The following is a 19,952-nucleotide window of genomic DNA, read 5'->3' as shown; positions in this document are numbered from 1 at the left end:
AAGGAGTGAAACACGTGCACAACCCGAAGCCGGCCTTCGCATGGTCACCGCGGTCCTGGCCGTCGGAGCGGGCGTACGCCGTCCCGGACGCCGAGGAGGTCTGGTGCTACACCGACCGGTTCTCCTACTTCCCCGGCGAGACGGTCGCGTTCCATCTGAGTGCGAGCGTCCCGTCGTTCACCCTCGAGATCACCCGCGACGGCGCGCGCCCGGAGACGGTCTGGAGCCGTGAGGGCGTCACCGCCGGGCGGCACGAGGCGCCCGCCGACGCCCACGCCCGGGGTTGCGGCTGGCCGGCCGGTCTCACGCTGGAGATCCCGGACGGCTGGCGTCCCGGCTTCTACATCGTCACCGTCCGGACGGTGCTGAGCGACGGCGAGCTCTGGGAGCGCGAGCACTTCTTCGTGGTGAAGGCCCCGGCCGGGCGGCGCCCGAAGGCGGCGATCGTCCTCACGACCGGGACCATGCTGGCGTACAACGACTGGGGCGGCGCCAACCACTACCGCGGGCTGGGCGACGACCCGCGCGACGACGCGGGCTGCCCGCTCGCGTCGACGCAGCGTCCGATCGCGCGGGGAATGATCCGCAAGCCGGAGGGGGCGCCGCGGGAGGCGAACCACCTCACGCTGCCGATGAACGGCGCGCCCCGGTACGCCTCCTACGAGTGGGCGCGCCTGAACGGCTACAGCCGCCATCACGGCGACGCGTTCTGGGCCTCCTACGAGCGGCTTTTCGTCCGGTGGGCCGAGGAGCGCGGCTACGAGCTGGACTACCTCACCCAGCATGACCTGCACGTCGACGAGACCGTCCTCGACGACTACCGCTGCGTGATCGTGGTGGGCCATGACGAGTACTGGAGCTGGGAGATGCGCGACGCCGTCGACCGGTTCGTGGACGGCGGCGGAGGGCTGGCCCGGTTCGGCGGGAACTACCAGTGGCAGGTCAGGCTGAGCGACGACCTGACCACGCAGTACTGCTACCGCCTTCCCTCACTCGATCCCGATACGGCGCGGTCGCCGCGGACCGCCACGACGATGTGGGAGGCGAAGTCGGTCGGGCGGCCCGGGGCCACCACGGTCGGGCTCAACGGCCTCGGCGGCGTCTACACCCGGTACGGCGTCGCGACCCCCAGGTCGTCGGGCGGGTTCATCGTCTACCGCCCCCATCACTGGGCGTTCGAGGGCACCGACCTCTACTACGGCGACCAGCTCGGCGCGGCCCCGACCTTCCTGGCCGCGTTCGAGGTGGACTCGGTCGAGTACACCTTCCGCCGGGGCCTGCCGTACCCGACCTTCGAGGACGGTGCGCCGGAGACGCTGGAGATCCTCGCGCTGACCCCGGCGGTCCGCGGCGAGGAGGACCGGTTCGGCGGCCTCCTGCCCATGGGCGGGCCCGAGGAGGAGGTGTACGCCTACAACCGCGAACTCGGCGACGACCTGCCCGACTACGTGCACGAAGGGGAGATGCGCGGAGCCGGGATGATCGCGGCGTTCACGCGGGGACGCGGCGAGGTCTTCAACGGCGGCTCGACGGAGTGGCCCTACGCACTGCACGTCGGCGACCCCTACGTCGACCGGATCGTCCGCAACGTGCTCGACCGGTTCCTCACCCGCGACCTGGAAGGCTGAGGCGAGGCGCACCATGGACATCACCGACGTCGTCCGGCTCTCCCCGGAGACCGGAACGCCCAACGTCCCGCCCCTCGAGGGATACGAGATCCTCTCCGCGCAGTGGCGCGAGACCGAGTACCTCGCCTTCGGCGGCCCTGCCACGGAGTACACGGGCGGGTTCTGGACCGGGGAACCGGGCGCGGTGCGGATCGCCCCGTGGCCCTACGACGAGATCTGCGTGATCCTCAGCGGCCGGGTCGCCGTCGCCGACCTCGACGGCGGCCGCGCCGAGTTCGGCGCCGGCGAGGCCTTCTTCATCCCGCAGGGCTTCGAGGGCGACTGGTTGACGATCGAGCCCACGAGCAAGGTTTTCGTGGCCGTCAGCCGCTGAATGTTCCGTTTGCGCGGTCATGGCCGTACTGCGGCTACGTTGGCGTCGTGCTTCCTCTCCGGCTCTTCCTGACCCGGCTCGGGCTGCGGCCGCTCGGCACCGCCGACCCGTCCGAGCGGTGGGTGCGGTGGGTCCACGTCAGCGAGCTGCCCGACCCCTCCCCGTTCCTGCGCGGCGGGGAGCTCCTGCTGCTCGCCGGGACCGGCTTCCGCCCCGCCGACAGCCGCGACTACGTGCGGCGGCTGACCGAGACCGGGGTCGTCGCCCTCGGGTTCGGGGTGACGCCCGTCTTCGACGCCGTGCCGCCCGAACTCGTCGCCGCCTGCGACGAGTTCGGCATGGTGCTCCTCGAGGTCCCGGCCCGGGTGCCGTTCGCCTCGGTGGTCGAACTCCACCACGCCGAACTCGTCCGCGCCGAGACCCTCGGCCTGAAGCGCCTCTCGGAGGGGCAGGCGGTCCTGATCCGGGCCGCCGCGGGCCCGGGGCCCCTGCGGGCCGTGGTGGAGCGGACGGCCGACCTGCTCGACGGCTGGGTCCAGGTCGTGGACCGCAACCGGGACAGGACCTGGACCGCCGGGCCGGCCCGGCACGACCCCGAGGTGAGCGCGGCGCTCGACCAGGCCTGCCGGAGCAGGTCCCCGATGAGCGCGGCGCTCACCACCGCCGAAGAGAACATCGAGGTCCAGCGGCTCCTCGGCCCCGCCCCCACCGGCTACGCGATGGCCGTCGCGCGGCGCGCCCCGTTCACCGTCGCCGACCGGGGCCTCGTCGGCGTCACCGCGTCGGCGCTCTCCCTGCTCTTCACCGCGCCCTCCGAGGCGAGCTCGCCGGAGGCGCTCGGTACGGCCGTCGTGGCCGGGCTCCTGCGGCTCCCCGCGCTCGCCCGCGACCTCGCCGCGCCCCTCGACCGGCCCGCGGACGTCCGGTGGCGGATCGTCCGCGGCACGCTGGACGAGCCGCCCGGCTCCCGGGAGACGATCGTCCAGCGGCTGTCGGCGCTGCTCGGCACCCCTTTCGTCGCGCAGGACGGCTCCGCGTTCGTCGCGCTCGTCCCCGCGGACGCGGTGGACGAGCTGCCGCACGCGCTGGACGAGGCCGGCCTGCCCGCGGGGATCAGCCGCGCCCACCCCGCCGCGGACCTCGATCCCGCCTGGGGCGAGGCGGGCGCCGCGCTCGACGCCGCGCGCGTCGGCGGCGCGACCGTAGTCGCGGGAGCCGGCCTCCACGGCCTGATGGCCCTGCTGGACTCCCCGCAGGCGTCCCGGTACGCCGACCGGATCCTCGCGGGCCTCGACGCGGCCCCGTCCCCGGACCCCGCCCTGCTGGCCGGCACGCTGCGCAGCTGGCTGGCGCACCACGGCAACTGGGACCGCACCGCCTCCGACCTCGGCGTGCACCGCAACACCGTGCGGCACCGCATCCGCCGGATCACCGGGCTCCTGGACTTGGACCTCAACGACCCGGACGTGCGCATGGAGCTCTGGTTCGCACTGCGCTGGCGGAGCCAGATCCATTGAACCGGCCGGGACGATACGTACAACCCGCACCTTAAGCTGGGCCTGAACATCCACTTCTGTCGTACGAGGGGGCTTTCTAGCGTTGGCGCAGCGGGCTCCCGCGGACTCCCGGAGGCGGATGACCATGTCGACACACCCAGGTACCGACGGCCTGGCGGCGAACGCGATGGGGACGAAGGATCTCGTCTTCACCGTCCTGGCGGCGCTGGCGCCGCTGACCCTGATCGTCGCGGTGGCGCCGCTGCACTTCCTGAAGGGCGGCGCCGCCGTCCCCGGCGCCTACCTGGTGGCGGGCGTCGTGATGGCGCTGTTCGCGGTCGGTTTCATGACGATGAGCCGGTACGTCCGCAACGCGGGGGCGTTCTACGCCGTGATCACCCGCGGGCTGGGCCGGCCGGTCGGGTCGGGCGCGGCGACGCTGGCCCTGCTCGCCTACAACACCCTGCAGATCAGCACCTACGGGGCACTCGGCCTCTACGCCGCGGACACCTTCGACAAGTACACCGGCGTGTCGCTGCCCTGGTGGGTCTTCGCACTGGTCGCGGTCGCGCTGGTGGCGTGGCTCGGCTACCGCGGCATCCACACCAGCGCCCAGATCCTCGGGATCCTGCTCGTCCTGGAGATCGCGGTGCTCGTGGTGATGGCCGTGTACGTGCTCGCCAAGGGCGGCGCCGGGCACACGTCGTACACGTCCTTCTCCCCCGCGACGGTGTTCACGCCGTCCAACGCGGCGATGTTCGCGCTGGTGTTCGGCGCATTCATGGGGTTCGAGTCCACCGCGATCTTCAGCGAGGAGGCGCGCGGCGGGATCCGGACCGTCCGGCGCGCGACCTACATCGCGGTGGGCTTCATCGCCGTCTTCTACGCGCTCATCACCTGGACGATCGTCCAGGCCATCGGCGCGGACGGCATCAAGGCCGCCGCCGGCCAGGACACCGCCGGGCTGGTCATCGGGGTGTTCGACGAGTACACGCCGGACGCGGTCTCGGCCGTCATGCAGATCCTGCTCCTCACCAGCGCCTTCGCCGCGCTGCTGGCGCTGCACAACGCGGCGAACCGGTACCTGTTCGCGCTGGGCCGCGAGGGGCTCATGCCGCGTGCGTTCGGACGCACCCACCCCCGCACGCAGGCCCCGCTCCTGGCGGGCGTGGCGCAGACGGTGGCGGCGGCCGCCGTCGTGGTGATGTGGGCCGCGTTCGACCTCGACCCCTACCTCCAGCTGCTGCTGTGGGGCAGCGCGATCGGCTTCCTCGGGATCATCGTCCTGTGGGCCCTGTGCTGCCTCGCCGTGGTCTCCTACCTGCGGCGGAACGCCCCCGAGGCCGGGCTCTGGCGGACGCTGATCGCGCCCGGGCTCAGCTTCCTCGCCCTCTGCGTGATCCTCGTCCTGGCGCTCGCCAACGTGTCTCTGCTGACCGGTGCGGGCACGGTGACCAACGCGGTGCTCCTCGCGCTGAGCGTGCTCGCGTTCGCGGGCGGGGTCGCCTCGGCGCTGTCCCTGCGCTCGCGGCTCCCGGAACGGTACGCCGTCCTGGCGGAGACCGGCGCCCCCGAGGCCGCCGAGACGGTCGCCGTGGAGCCCGCATGACCTGGCAGCGCGGCTACCGGACCCTCGACCTGGCGGCGTGCTGGAACGCCCCCCTGACCCTCCTCGATGACGTGGACGCCTCTTTCGCCGGGGAGCGGACCCTCTACGGGCTGCCCTTCCGCTTCGGCACGGATCTCGACGGGGCGTCCCTTGTCCGGGTGACCCAGGACGATCCGGCCGTGATCCCCGTGGACGAGGACTGCCACTGGATCCTCTTCGCCCACGCCCTCGAAGAACCGAGCCTGTTCGAAGGGTCCCCGGTCGGCGAGACCGTCGCCCGCTACACGCTCCGGTACGCCGACGGCGGCGCGGAGAGCATCCCCGTCCGGCAGCGGTTCGAGATCGGTCCCACTCCGCGGCTGTGGCAGGGCCGCCCGCTCCCGCTGGACTGGGGCCAGACCCCCTTCCTCGCGCTGCCCGACGCGCAGCACCGCCTCATGCACCGCACCTGCGGGCGCTACGACGCCGCCGGGGCCAGATACGTCGACATCGACGACCCGCAGGCGCGCTCGCCCTACGTCCTGCCCTACCGCTTCTACCTGTGGCCCTGGCGCAACCCCCACCCGGAGCGCCGGGCGGCCGCCATCGAGATCGCGTCCGCCGGCCCGGCCGTCCTGATCGGCGCGATCACGCTGAGCAGGCTGGCCGAGGAGCCGTTCGGCCGGACGGTCTCCCGCGAACTGGTCTTCGCGCTCGCCGACGGATCGGTGGACGAGGACGTGGCGGTGACCGTCGACCGCGGCACCGCCACCTACGCCTACCGCACGGTCGACGAGGACAGCGTGTCGACGCCGCCGGCGTGGGGAGGCGCGACCAGCGAGCGCACCGGCTACGTCCGGGTCGCCGCGACGCCGTCGGCGACCGTCTCCCTCGACGTCGCCGGCACCGTCAAAGCCCGCTTCACCTGGGGAGACCTCCTCGAACAGGGCCGGATCGTCACAGCCGACGGCACCGCCTGGCGCCTGCCGGAGGCCGGCCGGGCCTGGATCAAGGGCACGGTCGCCGACGCCGCCACCGGCGAGCCGCTGACCTGCCGCCTGCACTTCCACACCCCCGAGGGCGTCCCCCTCGCGCCCTACGGGCACCACGCGCACATCAACTCCGACGGCAACACCTGGAACCTGGACATCGGCGGCGACGTCCGCCTCGGCCAGCGGACGTACGCCTACGTCGACGGCGAATTCGAGGGATGGCTCCCCCACGGGCGGGTCGTCGTCGAAGCCGCACGCGGCTTCGACTACCTTCCGCTGCGCGAGGAACTGACGATCCGGCCGGGCCAGCGGACCCTCGAACTGCGCCTCGAACGCTTCCACGACCCGGAAGCGGACGGCTACGTCGCCGGCGACACCCACGTCCACTTCGTCTCGACGCACGGCGCCGAACTCGAAGCACGCGGCGAGGGCGTGCGCGTCACCAACCTGCTGCTGAGCCAGTGGGGTCACCTGCACACCAACGTCGAGGACTTCACCGGGCACCCGCACACCTCGGCGGACGGCGCGACCCACGTCCACACCGGTCAGGAGAACCGGACCGCGATGCTGGGCCACATCAACCTGCTCGGCCTGCGCGCGCCGATCCGCCCCTGGTGCACCGGCGGCGCCGAGGAATCCGACCTCGGCGGCGGGCTGGAGACCACCCTCGCCCACTGGGCCGACGAGTGCCACGCCCAAGGTGGGACGGTCCTGCTCGCGCACTTCCCCGTCCCCAACGGCGAGGCCGCCGCCCTGATCGCCACCGGCAGGCTCGACGGCGTCGAGATGATCGCCTACGACGACTACAACATCACCCAGTACTACCGCTATCTCAACGCCGGATACCGCCTCACCCTCGTCGGCGGCACCGACAAGATGAGCAGCGAGGTGCCGATCGGCCTCGTCCGCACCTACGCCCGGGTCCCGGACCCGGCGACCATGGACTACTGGGATTGGTGCGAGGCCGTCCGCTCGGGCGACACCGTCGTCACCAGCGGCCCCCACCTGCGGCTTTCGGTCGACGACGCCCCTCCCGGCTCGGTGCTCGCCGATGCCGCAGGAAAAACCCTGCACGTTGCGGCGGAGTACCGCTCGATCTTCCCCATCGACCGCCTCGAAATCGTGGTCAACGGCACGGTCGCCGAGTCGCGGCGCTGGGACGAGCCCGCCCTGACCGGCTCGCTCGAATTCGACCTCCATGTCGAGGAGTCCTCCTGGGTCGCCGCCCGGTGCTACGGCCCGGGCGACGGCATCGCCCGCCACCGGGACGTCTGGGAGCGGCCCATCATGGCCCACACCTCACCGGTCTACCTCGCCGCCGGCGACGCCTACCAACGCACTGACGACGGCGTCCTCGATGAGATGCTGCACCTCATCGACGGGGTGGAAGAGCACATCCACCACCGCGCCAGGACCGCGTGGCCCGGCCCCGTCGACCACCGCCACGGGACGTCCGACCACACCCGGTACCTGCTCGCACCGCTGGCCGAGGCCAGGCAGGCGATCCGCGCATCCTCGACGACCACCCCGGCCGAGACCACCGCCGGCGAAGCGAACGCGGACTGAAAGGAAGACCGGTTCACCCCTCACTACCGGTGAAGTCGCCTTTGCCGTCGACTCAGTGCTCAATGGTCGCGGTGAGCATCGCGCCCAGCGCCGCGTCGCCGACCAGGGCGCCGTCCCACAGGGCGGTCAGTGCGGTGATGCGCGCGTGGCGGTCGAGTTCGAGCGCGACGGCGCCGTTGTTGACGAGGACGCCGCCGGGGTTGTTCGGATTGCTCCACTCGTAGCCGCCGCCCTGCGCGCTGCCGACCACGTGGCGGAGCGAGGACCCCGGCCCGTACGGCAGCAGGCGCAAGCCCCGCTTCAGGAAATCGGCGATTGCCCGGCGGCCCACCAGGCGGCTCTTCAACGTCAGGTCCTCGAAGCTCCCGTCGAAGGCGAACAGGTCGGCCGCCGCTGCCGCGTTTCCGGCAACGAAGGCTTCCGACAGGGCGGTGGCGACCCTGCGCACCACGGGTGAGGCGTTCTCGCCCGTGGCGCGTTCACCGAATTCACGGGGGAACTGCTCGGGGGGCAGCCGGAAGTCCTTGGTGGCTTGGATGGTGAAGTGCCTGCCGTCCCAGTAGTCCACCTGGCGGATGACCTTGCCGCCTTGGAAGTCGAGGGGCGCCATGGAACGGATTTCGTGGCCGAACAGCTCGGGTGAATCATAGAACAGGAGCATGGCGCTGCGGGAATCGCCGATGATTTTGATCGGGTACGCGTCGGCGTTGGGGCCCCACCCGGGCATGATCGCGCCTATTGCCGCGTAGAGCTCATCCCAGGTGCGCCACTGGCCGCCCCAGATGGGGTCGACGTAGGTCAGCCGGCGTTTTGAGAAGTACGACAGGAAGCCGTCCAGGTCCCTGGCCGCTTTGGCCTGGAACATCTTCACGACCAGGTCGGCGACTTTGCGCGTGGCGTGGCTCGCGTCCAGCGCAGGATCGGCTCCGCCGACAGGGCCGGAGGCGTCGGCCGCCGCGGCGACGGCCGAACCGCCGACCGCGGCCAGGGTGACGGCGCCGGCACCGGCGAGCGCCGCCCTGCGGGTCAGCAGGGACGGCGCGGACGAGGCGGACGAGGCGGACGGTGTGGCGAGGGTCTTGCTGCTGCGCTTGTTCACCTTGCCAGGGAAGCTCCGGTCTCCATCATTTGTCGAAGGTCGTCCGGGCATGGCTCCATGTCTGGCCGGCATAGCGCCTCGCCGGCGTGCCGGACGAACTGCGCGACATCGACCGATGTCGCGCGGGCGGCCCAGATGACCCGCAGCTCGATCGGCGACAGTTCCTCGATCTGGGGCACGACGCTCAGCCCCGTGCGCGGCAGGTCGCGAACGTGGCGAGCCGCGAGGAAACCGACGCCCCGGCCGAGGCGGATGCCGGCGACGAACTGGGAGAGGTCGTGCACCACCGGGCCGGCCTGCCACTCATAGGGCGTCCGGTCCGTGCCCGTCCAGAAGGCCGTTTCTTCGGCGGTGTGCGAGGCCCAGACCGGAAAGGTCTCGCCGTCGAGCTCACTGCGATGCACCTTCGTCCGCCCGGCCAGTGGATGGGATTCAGGGAGCACCGCGACCCGCGGGTCGCAGCGTATGGGGTCTGCTTCGAGACCCTGCAGATCGGCGGGACCGCTCCGCAGCGTCACGTCCACTTCCCCGTCGCGCACCTGATCGAGCTGGACCCGTCGGTCGACGACCTTCGCCAATGCCTGACGGGCGCCTGGGTAGCATTTATTGTAGGAGTCAACCAATTGCTGCAGGACATCTATGTCACAACTCTGGGCGCTTACCCGCAACTGCGGTTCTTCCTGCCCCAGTCGCAAAAGCCGGGTCAACGCCGTGTCGGCGAGATCAACGAGCGTGCGGGCATCCTGGCTGAGCAGCAGTCCGGCCTGAGTCAGTTCCACACCGTGCGGGCCGCGATTGAAAAGCGGTGTCTCGACCGCTCTCTCCAGCGTGCGGATCGCTCGCGACAGCGCAGGTTGAGTTATGTGCAGACGCTCGGACGCGGCGGTGAACGTACCCGCCTCGGCGACGGCGAGGAAGTAGCGCAAAAGTCTCAGATCGAAGTCCGGTTCCATGAACTCCACGATCTCACGTGGATCTTGCCCTGTCCTCGTGAAGATCGTTACATGCCAGGCCAGTACACTGACCCTTTTTCTTCCTCAGGCGATGTTCCCTGCCTTCCTTGGTGCCACAGCCCCCTTGAGGATTCCGGCGCGGTTCAAAGCCGGTCGGGATCGCGCGCTGCGCTTCTTCAGCTAAGCGCTCCCAACTGAAGCGGCATCCCGGTAACGGTCACCGGCCGACCCTCAGGTGGTCAGACGGGCGCTGGTCAGCCAGATGTGTTCGCAGGTCGCAGACGCCTCCTGCAACCTCCCGGGGGACTCTTGCGAGGCGTGGTAGAAGGTTCGCTCGATCATCCAGCACAGGGCTCGTGCCATCGCCGAGGCTTGTTCCGGCTCAGTGCCGGCCTGGACGCCGGCGCGTTCCAGAACGGCGGTGATGGCCGCGATGAACAAGTCGGCCGTACGGCTCCACAGCTCGCCGATCTCCGGGACGGTCAACGACAGGTCGATCGCCGTGCGCATGACCAGGCCGTGCTCGTTCCACAGGTCGACGGTGCGCTGCATGGCCGCCGTGATGGCCAGGCGCGGATCTTCGGTCTGCGCCGTGGTCCGGGACCGCTCCCACAGATGCTCGACGGTCCGGGCGACCAGTGCCGTGACCACTTCTTGCTTGGAGCCGAAGTAGAAGTACAGGGCGCCTCGGGTGATGCCGACGCCCTGGGCGATGTCGCCGACGGTCATGGCGTCGTAGCCCTTCCGTGCCAGCAGAATTTCGCAGGTGTCCAGAATGGCCCGCTCTCGGACATCGCCCTTGCGTTCGGTGGTGCGCCGGCTCCGCGCCGGGTGGTGACCGGCCATCAGAGCTGAGCGCCCTCGGCGAAGTCGGTCGTCCGGGAGAGCGCCTCCCATGCGCGGATGTCCTCGTCCACGGCCGTGCGCGCGGCGGCCACCAGGCGCAGCGCGTCCGAGCCCAGGACGAGGTGAGCCGGCGGCTGCTCGACCGACGCGATGTGCACGACGGCCTCCCCGGCCTTGGCCGGATCGCCCAACTGGTTCCCGCTCGCCTTCCACCGCGCTTCACGGATGGGGGCGAACAGCTCGTCGTAGTCGTCGATGGACCGCGCGGCGCGCGTCATGGACCGTCCGGCCCAGTCGGTGCGGAAGGAGCCGGGCTCGATCGCCGTCACATGGATCCCGAACTGTGCGACCTCCTTGCCCAGTGCCTCGAGGATGCCTTCCAGGGCGAACTTGCTGCCGCAGTAGGCGGACATGCCGGGCACGGCCATGAGCCCGCCCATCGAGGTGACGGCCATCAGGTGTCCGCGGCGTCGCCGGCGCATGTGGGGCAGCGCCGCCTGCAAGGTGGCCACTGTCCCGAAGACGTTGACCTCGAACTGCCTGCGCACCTCGGCGAGCGGGGTCTCCTCGAGGGTGCCCTCCAGGCCGTAGCCGGCGTTGGCGATGACGACGTCCAAGGGGCCGACGCTCTGCTCCACCTCCGTGATCACATTCGAGACGGCGCCGTCGTCCGTCACGTCCAGGATGCGGCCGTGCGCGTGCCCGGGTTCGAGCGCCTCGAAGGCCCGCAGGTCCTCCTCGGAACGGACCGTGCCGGCGACGGTGTGCCCAGCGGCCAGCGCGGCCTGGGCGAACGCGCGTCCCAGACCCGTGCTGACACCGGTGACGAGCCAGTTCTGCCTCTGCATTGCTTCTCCTCAGGAGACTCGCGAGGAGCCGGACCGCTCCCCCGCTCCCAAAGTCTACACAGCGTCGATTTTTCCCGGCGCCATGTAGACTTCTTGGACCTGCGACACAGGGTCGAGAGCGTTGGAAGCGTCGGTTGATACCGCCGGCGACCGTTCAGGCGTTGACGGTGTGTCGGCCGCCGTTGGCGGCCCGGCCGAGACGGATCGCCGAGATCAGGAAGAAGATGCCGCCGGGAACGGCGTAGCCGGCCGCGTTGGTCAGCGTCGGGTCGTCCGCGGAGGCGCCGATGACGAACGAGCCGCCGGCGAGCACGGAGATGGCACCGCTGATGATCATCGGCCACTGGCCGCCCATCGTGCGACGGGTGGCGCCCACGATCAGCTGGACCAGCCCGGCCACGACCGCCCAGGCGCCCCACACGCGCAGGACCGCCGGAATGCCGGACGCGCAGGCGGCGGCCACGCCGGCGGCGGTGAGCAGGCTGACCGCGATGTTCACGTACAACAGCGCGGGCGATCCGGTGGTGCGCGACGCGCGGGCGTCGACGATGGCGGCGGCCACGTCGAAGACCGGATACAGCACGAGCAGGGTGACCGCGAGCGGTCCCAGGTCCGAGGCGGTCGTGAACATCACGAGGGCCCAGACGATGGCGAATCCGAAGCGGACGAAGTACAGCCGCCGCAGGCCGGAAGCGGTCCCGGCGATGCCGTTCGAAGCGATGGTGGTCACGCTGGCCTCTTTCGATCAAGGAGGTAGAACGAACGTTCTGTCTTTATGAGCATCCCAAGCTCACCGCCCACTGTCAAGACCGAACGTTCTACCTCTCGCTAGGATGTTCCCCATGAGGCAAGAATCCGAGGGCCGGCCCTCCGAGGCGCGCTCCCGCCTGCTCGGCACGGCGACCAGGATCTTCTACACGGAGGGGATCCACTCGGTCGGGATCGACCGGATCGTCGCCGAGGCGAAGGTGACGCGGGCCACTCTCTACCGGCACTTCTCCAGCAAGGAAGACCTCGTCCTCGCCTATCTGGGCGAGGTCGACCGGGCCACGCGCGGCCAGGTGGACGACGCCGTCGCCCGCGGGCTGCCGGCGGCCGGCACCGTCCGGGCCCTCAGCGAGTCCATCGCGCAGGGCATTCGATCCCCCGGCTTCCGGGGGTGCGCCTTCCTGAACGCCGCCGCCGAATACTCCGACCCCGATCATCCGGTGCACATGGCCGTCATCGCCCACCGGCAATGGTTCCTGGACACCGTGACCGGACTGCTGGCACGCATCGGGGACACGCCCGCCGAACCCGCCGCCCGGCACTTCGTGATGCTGCGCGACGGCGCCATGGCCGCCGGCTGCCTCTTCGACCCGGAACTGATCTGCGAGACCTTCCTCCGCGGAGTCGACGGCCTGTTGGCGGCTCATGCCGCACCTGGCAAGGTCAGGCCGACCTGAGACAGAAGGGATGTCCGGCCGGGCTGGTGTACACCCGGGCGCCCTGCGGAGCGGAGGCGACGGCATCGCCCGCCGGTCGCAGCCGGCGACCGCCGGCGTCGAGCACGCGCTCGTCCGCGCTCGCCGCGTCGTCGGTGGCGAGGTCGAAGTGCATCTGCTGGGAGGCGCCGTCGGGCCACTGCGGCGGGACGTGCCCCGGAGCGCGCTGGATCACGATCACGGGGAAGCCGTCGATCCGCAGGAAGTGGTGCGTCGCCGTCCTCGTGATCGAGCCGCCGAGCAGCCGGTGCCAGAACGCGCTCTCGCTCTCCGGGTCCGCGGCGTCCACGATCAGTGACGTCAGGCTGAAGGTCATGGTGTCTCCTCGATTCGTGTGCCGGGGTGCGGCTCAGACCACGGGGATGATGCCGCCGTCGACCCGGAACTGGGCGCCGGTGAGCCACTTCGCTCGGTCGGAGGCGAGGAACGCGATCATCTCGGCGACGTCCTCGGGTTCGCCCGGGCGCCCCATCGGCACCTTCAGGTGGTCCACGATCCGCTGCTTGACTTCGTCAATTCCGATGTTTTGGTCATCGGCCATGTGCTGGAGGTGGGCGGCCGCCCCCTCGGTGAAGATGAAGCCCGGCAGGACGCACACCACGCGTACGCCGTGCTCCCCCACCTCCGTTGCCAACTGGCGGCTGTAGGCGTTGAGCGCCGCCTTCGACGCGTCGTACGACGCCTCGCCGGGTTGGGGAAGGCGGCTGGAGATCGAGGAGACGTGCACCACGACGCCGGAGCCGCGCTCGACCATCCCGGGAACCAGGACCCGGTCGAGGCGGACGGCGCTGAGCAGGTTCATCTCCAGATCGGCCAGCCAGGTCGCGTCCGACCGCTCCAGGGTCGGCATCGGCCCGGTCGCGGGGGCCGCGGCATTGTCGACCAGGACGTCGACGCCTCCGAAGCCGTCCACCACTCGGCGGCCGAGTTCCGCCACCCCCTCCTCCGACCCCAGATCGGCGGGAATGAAGGTGGCGGGCAGGTCCTCCGGAGGAGCGGTTCGCGAGGCCGTCAGCACGGTGGCGCCGGCCGCGGCGAACCGGCGGGCCGTCGCCGCCCCCAGTCCCCGGCTACCCCCGGTCACCAGCACTCGCAGGCCGGCGAGACCTTCGTGCTCGTGCGTCATCGCGTGCTCCCTCGATAAGGTGAACCAGACTCCGGAAACTGTACACAACAACCGGAGTCCGACTCACCTTATGGAGGACCGTTGCCGTCATCACGTCCGTTGCGCGCCGACGCCCGCCGCAACCGCGACGCACTCGTGCTCGCCGCGCGGGAGGCGTTCCTCGCCGGCGACACCGCCCATGTGGACGAGATCGCCCGCCGCGCCGGCGTGTCCGTCGGCACCCTCTACCGCCACTTCGAAACGCGCGAAGCGCTCGTCGCGGAGGTGTACCGCCAGGAAGTCGCCGAGCTTTGCGCGGCCCCCGCCCTGCTGCTCGCACGGCACGCCCCGGACGAGGCCCTCCGCACCTTCCTGCTGCTGCTCGTGGAGCACGCGGCGGTAGGCAGAGGGATGGGCGAGGCGCTGGAGAGCATCATGGCGACCGACTCGCCGGTCTTCGACGACGCGCGCGACGAGATGGCCCGCGCCCTCGACGAGCTCCTCGCCGCAGGCGTTGCGGCCGGCCTCGTCCGCAGTGACGTCACAGGCCGCATCGTCCTGCGCGCCCTCGGCGGCATCTGCGGAATGCGCGCCAAAGGCTGGAAGGACGACGCGCTACAGGTCGTGGCGGTGCTGTACGACGGGCTGCGCTACGGCGCGGCGAATCACGGCCACAACACACCCGAGTGAAGCCGTCCGTTGGCCGGAGGGTCCGCGAGGACGGTGCGGTCTGTGGCCAGACCATCCCACCCACACAGCGGCATCCGGGCCGTGCGAGACGAGAGTGCGGATCGCGCCTACGAGTACCTTGGTGGACCCGGCTGGGACAGGTCCGGCTGCCTCCGGTGCCTTCGCGGTTCGTGGGCCGATAGCCTGCACGTGTGCGGAAACCGGTGTCCGGGAGCGACCAGGATGGCTGACGCCGAAGACGTTCGCCGGTTGGCGCTCGCGCTACCTCACGTGGTCGAGATCGACAGCGACGGCTTCGATTTCCGGGTCGGCGGCAAAGGGTTCGTCTGGTCCTATCCCGAGCGCAGGCCGGGTAAGCCGCGCGTCATCCGGACCGACATCGCCGTACTGTACGTCGGCGACGAGGCAGAGAAGCAGGCGTTGCTGCTCGGTGAGCCGGAACGCTTCTTCACCACACCCGGCTACGACGGGATGCCTCTGGTCATGCTGTGGCTCGACAAAGTGGACCTCGACCGTCTGGAAGAGCTCATCACCGACGCCTGGCGCATGCGGGCGCCGGACACGCTCGTCGGCGACCTCGACGCCACAGCCGATTAGCCCAGCACAAATCCAGAATGGCCCTCGATGTCGGTGACGAAGCGGCCGTCAAGGTGAAAGACGGTTCCTGCCCGCTGGTCGGGGTGTTCGGAAGGTGATGGGCCAGTACCACGCCAACCCACTCGTGTCGCAGCGTCCGGTCCTAGCGCGCCCACAGGTTCCGTGTGCGCGTGCCGAACCTGCCCGGACGCGTGACGGAACAGTCGACCGCGGCGGCGACTTCAACGGCGAGCCCCGGCTTCGCTTCTCGAAAGTGTCGTGACGCGGGCGAGAGGTGGGCGCGACGATCGTGCCGCCGCGCGGGCGCGGGCCGGCAGCTGCCCGTGCTGCCGGGGCGTGATCGCCGCCGGCGCCGTCGAGGTCGTCTCAGGCGGCGAATACGGCAGGATCGGGCGCGTCTTCCCTGGTGAACAGCCATGCGGGCACCAGCCGGGGATGATGCCCCTCCGTACCCCAGTCCAATGCGTAGACGAAACGCGCGCCGGTCACCAAGGACGGCAGGCGGGGAGGAGGGCATGGGGGCGACTGGGGACGGTCGGCGGCCGGACACGCCTTGCTCGCCGTAGGCGGTCTGGCCGCCTGCGTCTGCAGACGGGCGAACGCTTGCGCGGCGTCCAGCAGCGTGCGCTCCGTCCCCTCCCCCGCAGGCCCCAGCCAGCCGGACGCGTAGACAACGCCGCTTCGATCGACCTGGACCTCGGTTTCCCAGCCCCACGTCGGATGCCCCTCCACGCGGGGCTCCAACCTGACGGTGGAGTTCTCGACCCGGGCATCGGCGGGATCCAACCCGGCCGCGCGCAGGACCGGCCGGGCAACGGTGCGCGCCTTGCCGTCGTCGGTCACTTCTGAGCCGTTGACGGTCGGTTGCCGTTGGTAGCGCCAGCGGCCTCCGCTGTCCGGCCATATTTCGAGCTTGGCCTCGCCTTGCACGGCTCGCCAGGGATTACCGCCGAAGGCGATAGGGGTTTCCGCCAGCCCGAGCGCGCCGGCGAGTGCGAGGGCGCGTCGTTGGCCCGGCGTGTCCAAAACGCGCGAGCGCCCCGTCTTGGGCCCACGTACGGTGAACGGGCGTTCGGTCCAGTATTTGGCCTGCTCGTACCCGAGCCGATGGGTTGGAGGGGGCGGGAATGTCGTTGGACGCTGGACGATGTCAGCCGTCGCCGGGACCTGTGTCGTGCTCGCGGTGGTATGTCCCGCACTCCCCGAACAGGCCGTCGTGGCACACACGACCACGATTCCCGCCGCCCATAATCGCCGCATCCCGCCTCCGGGCCTTGTCCGCCTGCACCGCTCACCCTAGGGCTGAGGTGCCGTGGTCGACGAACAGCGGGCGTGCCCGTGACGGTCGGCCCCGTCGGCAGGTCGAGGGAGAGCGACGGAAGCACGGCGGCCGGTCACGACGCCGCCCTACTTGTGCCACTCGGTTCCATCCGGTGTCACATGGCTGGAACGCCTACTGTGCGAGCCCTCCCAGGCCGACCCGGGGGCGTGCGCCAGCGAACGGAGACGTGCGATGAGCGAGGACCTCTTGTCGGAGCCGCTCCCCCGGGAGCCCGCCGACAAGGCCAGACCCCGTCCCGAGGACGGGCCTCAGGACGTTCCGCAGACGCCCGGCAGCACCGTCCCCGAGACGGTCGGCGCGGCGGTGGGCGCCGCGGCCGGCGGCGCCGACCAGGTGCTGGCCGTGGCGCGCGGCGAACTGGGCCAGGGCGAGCACCCGCCCGGCTCCAACCACAACAAGTACACGCAGTGGTACGGGCTCGACGGGCCGTGGTGCGACATGTTCGTGTCCTGGTGCGCCGACCGCGCCGGCGCCCTCGCGGCGGTCGGCAGGTTCGCGTTCACTCCGTTCCACGCCCAGTGGTTCAAGGACCACGGCCGCTGGGGCCATGTGCCGCGCAAGGGCGCGATCGTGTTCTACGACTGGGGCGGCTCCCGCGACATCTCGGCGATCGACCACATCGGGATCGTCGAGGCCGTCCGCGCCGACGGATCCATCGTCACCATCGAGGGCAACACCGAGGACCACGTCATGCGGCGGGTCCGCGCGTCCTTCATCGTCGGCTACGGCTACCCCGCCTACGGCGCGGCGGACCGGCCGGCCCCGACCGCTCCCGCCTGGCCGGGCCGCTTCCTGCGCTGGCCCCCGGCGATGACCGGACCGGACGTCCGCACCTGGCAGCAGCGGATGCACGACCGGGGCTGGCACCTGACCGTCAGCGGCACCTACGACTCCGAGTCCGTGATGGTCTGCCGCGCCTTTCAGGCGGAGAAGGCCCTGGAGGTGGACGGGATCGTCGGCCCCCTGACCTGGCAGGCCGCGTGGACCGCACCGATCACGCCCTGACCGCCCGCACGATCGCCCGGACGGGGGCGGGACCGCCCCCGTCCGGAACGCGGCTCCGGGCGGAGGTTGGACGCCATCCGCTCCTCGTCCGCCCGATGAGGCGCGGTTACGAAAAGGGCGCGGGCTTTCTCGCGTGGAAACGGAACTGGTGTTGGTTGGGGCGGTGCACGGTGACGTCCGTGAATCCGGCGGCGCGCAAGCGGTCTTCGAGAGTGCCGGGGTCGACGGGGACGTACGTGTCGTCGCGATGGCCTTGCCGGATCATTTCGCTGTCAATGGAGTCGACTCCGAGCAGTGCGGCACCGGGCCTCAGAAGAGCGTGGAGCCGGCTGAACAGCTCATCCTGGACTTGCGGCGAATCCATGTGGTGAAGCATCGAGAAACAGGTCCCGGCGGAGAACCGTCCCTCCTCGAGTTCGACGGCGCGGGCATCTCCGTGGACGACCGCCACGTCCCGTCCGTGAAGGCGTTCGCGAAGGCCGGTTGCGAGGTCGTGGTCCACCTCGACCGCCGTGACCTTGCCGGCCACTTCGAGGAGCAGGTCGGTCGTGAGCCCGGGGCCTGGGCCTATTTCCAGAACGTCATCGCCGAGGTCGGCGACCTGCCGCAGCCAGGGAAGCAGATCGGTGCGCAGTGTCTCGGCCCAGGCGGGGCTCGCCAGGTACGAAAGGTGGGATTCGTTCATGTGACATTGGTACCGTTCGGGCATGGCAGCCGGCTCTGCTGGAACGGCCGCATTCCCGCCCTCGGCGGCCAATGTCAGGCGGGTGGCGCCCGGCCGGTACGGCGGGATGGCCGCCGGGTCGTACGCATACGACGGCGATCTGCGCGATCTTCCACGGGAGATGCCGTGGCACTCGCATGATCTGCATCAACTGGAATACGCCTTCGAAGGCGTCGTGATGGTGGAGACGGCCGCGGCGCGCTACCGCCTGCCGCCGCGCCAGGCGGTGTGGATTCCGGCGGGCCTGGCGCACAAGAGCACCTTCGCCCAGGCCAGGACCGTATCGGTGTTCTTCGAGCCGTCGCTGGTCCACGACCGTTCGGGCCGAGCCCGCGTCCTGCCGGTGGAACCGGTGCTCCGCGAAATGATGATCTACGCGCTGCGCTGGCGCATCGACAGGACGTCCAGCGATCCGCTGGCCGACGGCTATTTCGAGACCTTGGCCCATCTGGTCTCCGACAGCCTGCGGTACGAGCTGCCCTTCTTCCTGCCGACCAGCACCGACCCGCTCATCACCGCGGTGATGCACTACACCGACGACCATCTGGACACGGTCGACCTCCAACAGGTCTGCGAAGCGGTCCGCATCTCAGAGCGGACGCTGCGCCGCAGATTTCGCGCCTCGACCGGAATGACATGGCGCCAGTACACCCTGCACAGCAGGATGCTGCATGCCATGACCATGATCGTCGATCAGGACGCCACGATCACGAGCGTCGCCACCAGCGTCGGCTTTGACAGCGCCAGTGCATTCAGCCGGGCATTCCAGGGTTACACAGGGCGCACACCGACCGCGTTCCGGCAGGAAAAGGGCGATTCCGAGATTGCTTGATCCGGCACTGCGTCGGACGGGCGCACCTCACTGACCACACCGAATCCCCCGGCCACGAAGATCTGCATCGCGTGCCGGGGGATATCGTCGTGAGGCTCCGGAGCCGACAGGTCAGAGGCTATCGGCGCCGCCGGTTCAGGCCGGAAGGACGTTTTCGGTGAAGGCGCCTTCCATGTTGCCCGGGGATTCGAAGACGAACACGATGTAGGTCTCGTAGTACTTGCTGCCCTTGCCGGAGACGCGTCCGATCCCAACCTTGGTGCTGCCCTTCCAGACCAGTTGGGTGAAGTGGCCGGTGCTCGATCCGAACTGGGCCTTGTTGAAGTCGTAGTCCTTGATCTCGTCGTACCAGGACTTGGCCGCCGCCGGCCCGTCGGCGGCGGTGGTGCCGGTGGTGGCGCCCCAGAAGATGTTCTCGCCGGTGCCCTCGCGCAGGCCGTCGTGGCCGGCGTCGAGCATCTCCTGCTCCGAGCGCGAGGCCGCCCGCTGCATGGCGTAGGCGTTGAGGTCGGGGTCCATCACCAGCGGCGGCGCGTGGTGGGTGGCCCGGTAGGCGTTGGCCGCGGCGAGCGCCCCGGCCTGGAAGTCCTGCGTGGTGTTGTCGGGCATGGCGGGACGCGTCGACGGCATGGGACATCCTTAGCTGGCGCTCCGAGGGGCGCCCGCAGGAACCGCGATCTCCGATGACCGCGGTGTGTCCTCCGATCGTTCATCGGGCGGGCGCACCGGGGCAATCGCCGAGCGGCGGACGGGCGGATCCGCCCCATTTCGGCGCGCGGCGGAC

General features: G+C 70.4%; 20 protein-coding genes. 10 read left to right on the top strand and 10 right to left on the bottom strand.

From position 1 onward, the window contains the following. The first annotated feature begins 14 nt into the window (after positions 1-14). The 5 genes from ACA514_RS34870 (at position 15) to ACA514_RS34850 (ending at position 7,643) form a co-directional block, all read left to right on the top strand. The gene (locus ACA514_RS34870) at positions 15-1,628 is read left to right on the top strand and encodes a N,N-dimethylformamidase beta subunit family domain-containing protein (protein ID WP_375045532.1); all 1,614 of its coding nucleotides are present in this window, start codon (positions 15-17) and stop codon (positions 1,626-1,628) included. Positions 1,629-1,641: 13 nt separating this feature from the next. Continuing rightward, entirely contained in the window at positions 1,642-2,001 is a 360-nt protein-coding gene (locus ACA514_RS34865) for a cupin domain-containing protein (protein WP_375045531.1), read from the top strand. 47 nt (positions 2,002-2,048) lie between these two features. Then, positions 2,049-3,518, top strand: a complete 1,470-nt coding sequence (locus ACA514_RS34860) for a PucR family transcriptional regulator (protein ID WP_375045530.1) — start codon at positions 2,049-2,051, stop codon at positions 3,516-3,518. A 124-nt stretch (positions 3,519-3,642) separates the two neighbouring features. Then, positions 3,643-5,106, top strand: a complete 1,464-nt coding sequence (locus tag ACA514_RS34855) for an APC family permease (protein ID WP_375045529.1) — start codon at positions 3,643-3,645, stop codon at positions 5,104-5,106. Beyond that, entirely contained in the window at positions 5,103-7,643 is a 2,541-nt protein-coding gene (locus ACA514_RS34850) for a CehA/McbA family metallohydrolase (protein ID WP_375045528.1), read from the top strand. Before ACA514_RS34855 ends, ACA514_RS34850 begins: the two co-directional genes overlap by 4 nt. A gap of 52 nt (positions 7,644-7,695) precedes the next feature. Here the strand turns inward: ACA514_RS34850 and ACA514_RS34845 are convergent, their stop codons facing one another. The 5 genes from ACA514_RS34845 to ACA514_RS34825 form a co-directional block, all read right to left on the bottom strand. Continuing rightward, positions 7,696-8,742: a hypothetical protein gene (locus ACA514_RS34845; RefSeq protein WP_375045527.1), complete on the bottom strand. Its 1,047-nt coding sequence runs from the start codon at positions 8,740-8,742 to the stop codon at positions 7,696-7,698. Further along, positions 8,739-9,695 carry a LysR family transcriptional regulator gene (locus ACA514_RS34840; RefSeq protein WP_375045526.1) on the bottom strand — a complete coding sequence of 319 codons (957 nt, stop codon included), beginning with the start codon at positions 9,693-9,695 and terminating at the stop codon, positions 8,739-8,741. Before ACA514_RS34840 ends, ACA514_RS34845 begins: the two co-directional genes overlap by 4 nt. 231 nt (positions 9,696-9,926) lie before the next feature. After that, positions 9,927-10,541 carry a TetR/AcrR family transcriptional regulator gene (locus ACA514_RS34835; RefSeq protein WP_375045525.1) on the bottom strand — a complete coding sequence of 205 codons (615 nt, stop codon included), beginning with the start codon at positions 10,539-10,541 and terminating at the stop codon, positions 9,927-9,929. Further along, positions 10,541-11,389 carry an oxidoreductase gene (locus tag ACA514_RS34830; protein WP_375045524.1) on the bottom strand — a complete coding sequence of 283 codons (849 nt, stop codon included), beginning with the start codon at positions 11,387-11,389 and terminating at the stop codon, positions 10,541-10,543. The genes ACA514_RS34835 and ACA514_RS34830 overlap by 1 nt, the downstream gene beginning before the upstream one ends. Before the next feature lie 154 nt (positions 11,390-11,543). Next, the gene (locus ACA514_RS34825; protein ID WP_375045523.1) at positions 11,544-12,119 is read right to left on the bottom strand and encodes a hypothetical protein; all 576 of its coding nucleotides are present in this window, start codon (positions 12,117-12,119) and stop codon (positions 11,544-11,546) included. A gap of 112 nt (positions 12,120-12,231) precedes the next feature. Between ACA514_RS34825 and ACA514_RS34820 the strand changes: the two genes are divergently transcribed. Beyond that, positions 12,232-12,834 (top strand): TetR/AcrR family transcriptional regulator, encoded by a 603-nt coding sequence (locus tag ACA514_RS34820; RefSeq protein ID WP_375045522.1) that lies wholly within the window; start codon positions 12,232-12,234, stop codon positions 12,832-12,834. Here the strand turns inward: ACA514_RS34820 and ACA514_RS34815 are convergent. Together ACA514_RS34815 and ACA514_RS34810 are read right to left on the bottom strand one after the other, a co-directional pair. Further along, positions 12,821-13,189: a VOC family protein gene (locus tag ACA514_RS34815; protein WP_375045521.1), complete on the bottom strand. Its 369-nt coding sequence runs from the start codon at positions 13,187-13,189 to the stop codon at positions 12,821-12,823. The genes ACA514_RS34820 and ACA514_RS34815 overlap by 14 nt on opposite strands. Positions 13,190-13,222: 33 nt before the next feature. Further along, the gene (locus ACA514_RS34810) at positions 13,223-13,999 is read right to left on the bottom strand and encodes an oxidoreductase (RefSeq protein ID WP_375045520.1); all 777 of its coding nucleotides are present in this window, start codon (positions 13,997-13,999) and stop codon (positions 13,223-13,225) included. A gap of 81 nt (positions 14,000-14,080) precedes the next feature. Here ACA514_RS34810 and ACA514_RS34805 point away from each other — a divergent pair, with 81 nt between their 5' ends. Together ACA514_RS34805 and ACA514_RS34800 are read left to right on the top strand one after the other, a co-directional pair. Continuing rightward, positions 14,081-14,668: a TetR/AcrR family transcriptional regulator gene (locus ACA514_RS34805; protein ID WP_375045519.1), complete on the top strand. Its 588-nt coding sequence runs from the start codon at positions 14,081-14,083 to the stop codon at positions 14,666-14,668. A gap of 222 nt (positions 14,669-14,890) precedes the next feature. Then, positions 14,891-15,265, top strand: coding sequence for an MmcQ/YjbR family DNA-binding protein (locus ACA514_RS34800; RefSeq protein ID WP_375045518.1), 375 nt, complete (start codon positions 14,891-14,893; stop codon positions 15,263-15,265). Between the two features lie 366 nt (positions 15,266-15,631). Here the strand turns inward: ACA514_RS34800 and ACA514_RS34795 are convergent, their stop codons facing one another. Further along, positions 15,632-16,291, bottom strand: a complete 660-nt coding sequence (locus tag ACA514_RS34795; protein WP_375045517.1) for a hypothetical protein — start codon at positions 16,289-16,291, stop codon at positions 15,632-15,634. Positions 16,292-16,778: 487 nt separating this feature from the next. Between ACA514_RS34795 and ACA514_RS34790 the strand changes: the two genes are divergently transcribed. Next, complete coding sequence (locus ACA514_RS34790) at positions 16,779-17,612, top strand: CHAP domain-containing protein (RefSeq protein WP_375045516.1); 834 nt, start codon at positions 16,779-16,781, stop codon at positions 17,610-17,612. Between the two features lie 106 nt (positions 17,613-17,718). Here the strand turns inward: ACA514_RS34790 and ACA514_RS34785 are convergent, their stop codons facing one another. After that, positions 17,719-18,297: a class I SAM-dependent methyltransferase gene (locus ACA514_RS34785; protein ID WP_375045515.1), complete on the bottom strand. Its 579-nt coding sequence runs from the start codon at positions 18,295-18,297 to the stop codon at positions 17,719-17,721. Between the two features lie 22 nt (positions 18,298-18,319). Between ACA514_RS34785 and ACA514_RS34780 the strand changes: the two genes are divergently transcribed. Beyond that, on the top strand, positions 18,320-19,168 hold the full coding sequence (locus ACA514_RS34780) for a helix-turn-helix transcriptional regulator (protein WP_375045514.1): 849 nt from the start codon (positions 18,320-18,322) through the stop codon (positions 19,166-19,168). A 135-nt stretch (positions 19,169-19,303) separates the two neighbouring features. Here the strand turns inward: ACA514_RS34780 and ACA514_RS34775 are convergent, their stop codons facing one another. After that, positions 19,304-19,798, bottom strand: a complete 495-nt coding sequence (locus ACA514_RS34775; protein ID WP_375045513.1) for a CAP family protein — start codon at positions 19,796-19,798, stop codon at positions 19,304-19,306. Between the last annotated feature and the right edge of the window lie 154 nt (positions 19,799-19,952).

This window comes from Actinomadura sp. NTSP31, assembly GCF_041951385.1.
Taxonomy (GTDB): Bacteria; Actinomycetota; Actinomycetes; order Streptosporangiales; family Streptosporangiaceae; genus Spirillospora; species Spirillospora napierensis.
This window is presented reverse-complemented; position numbering and strand designations above follow the sequence as displayed.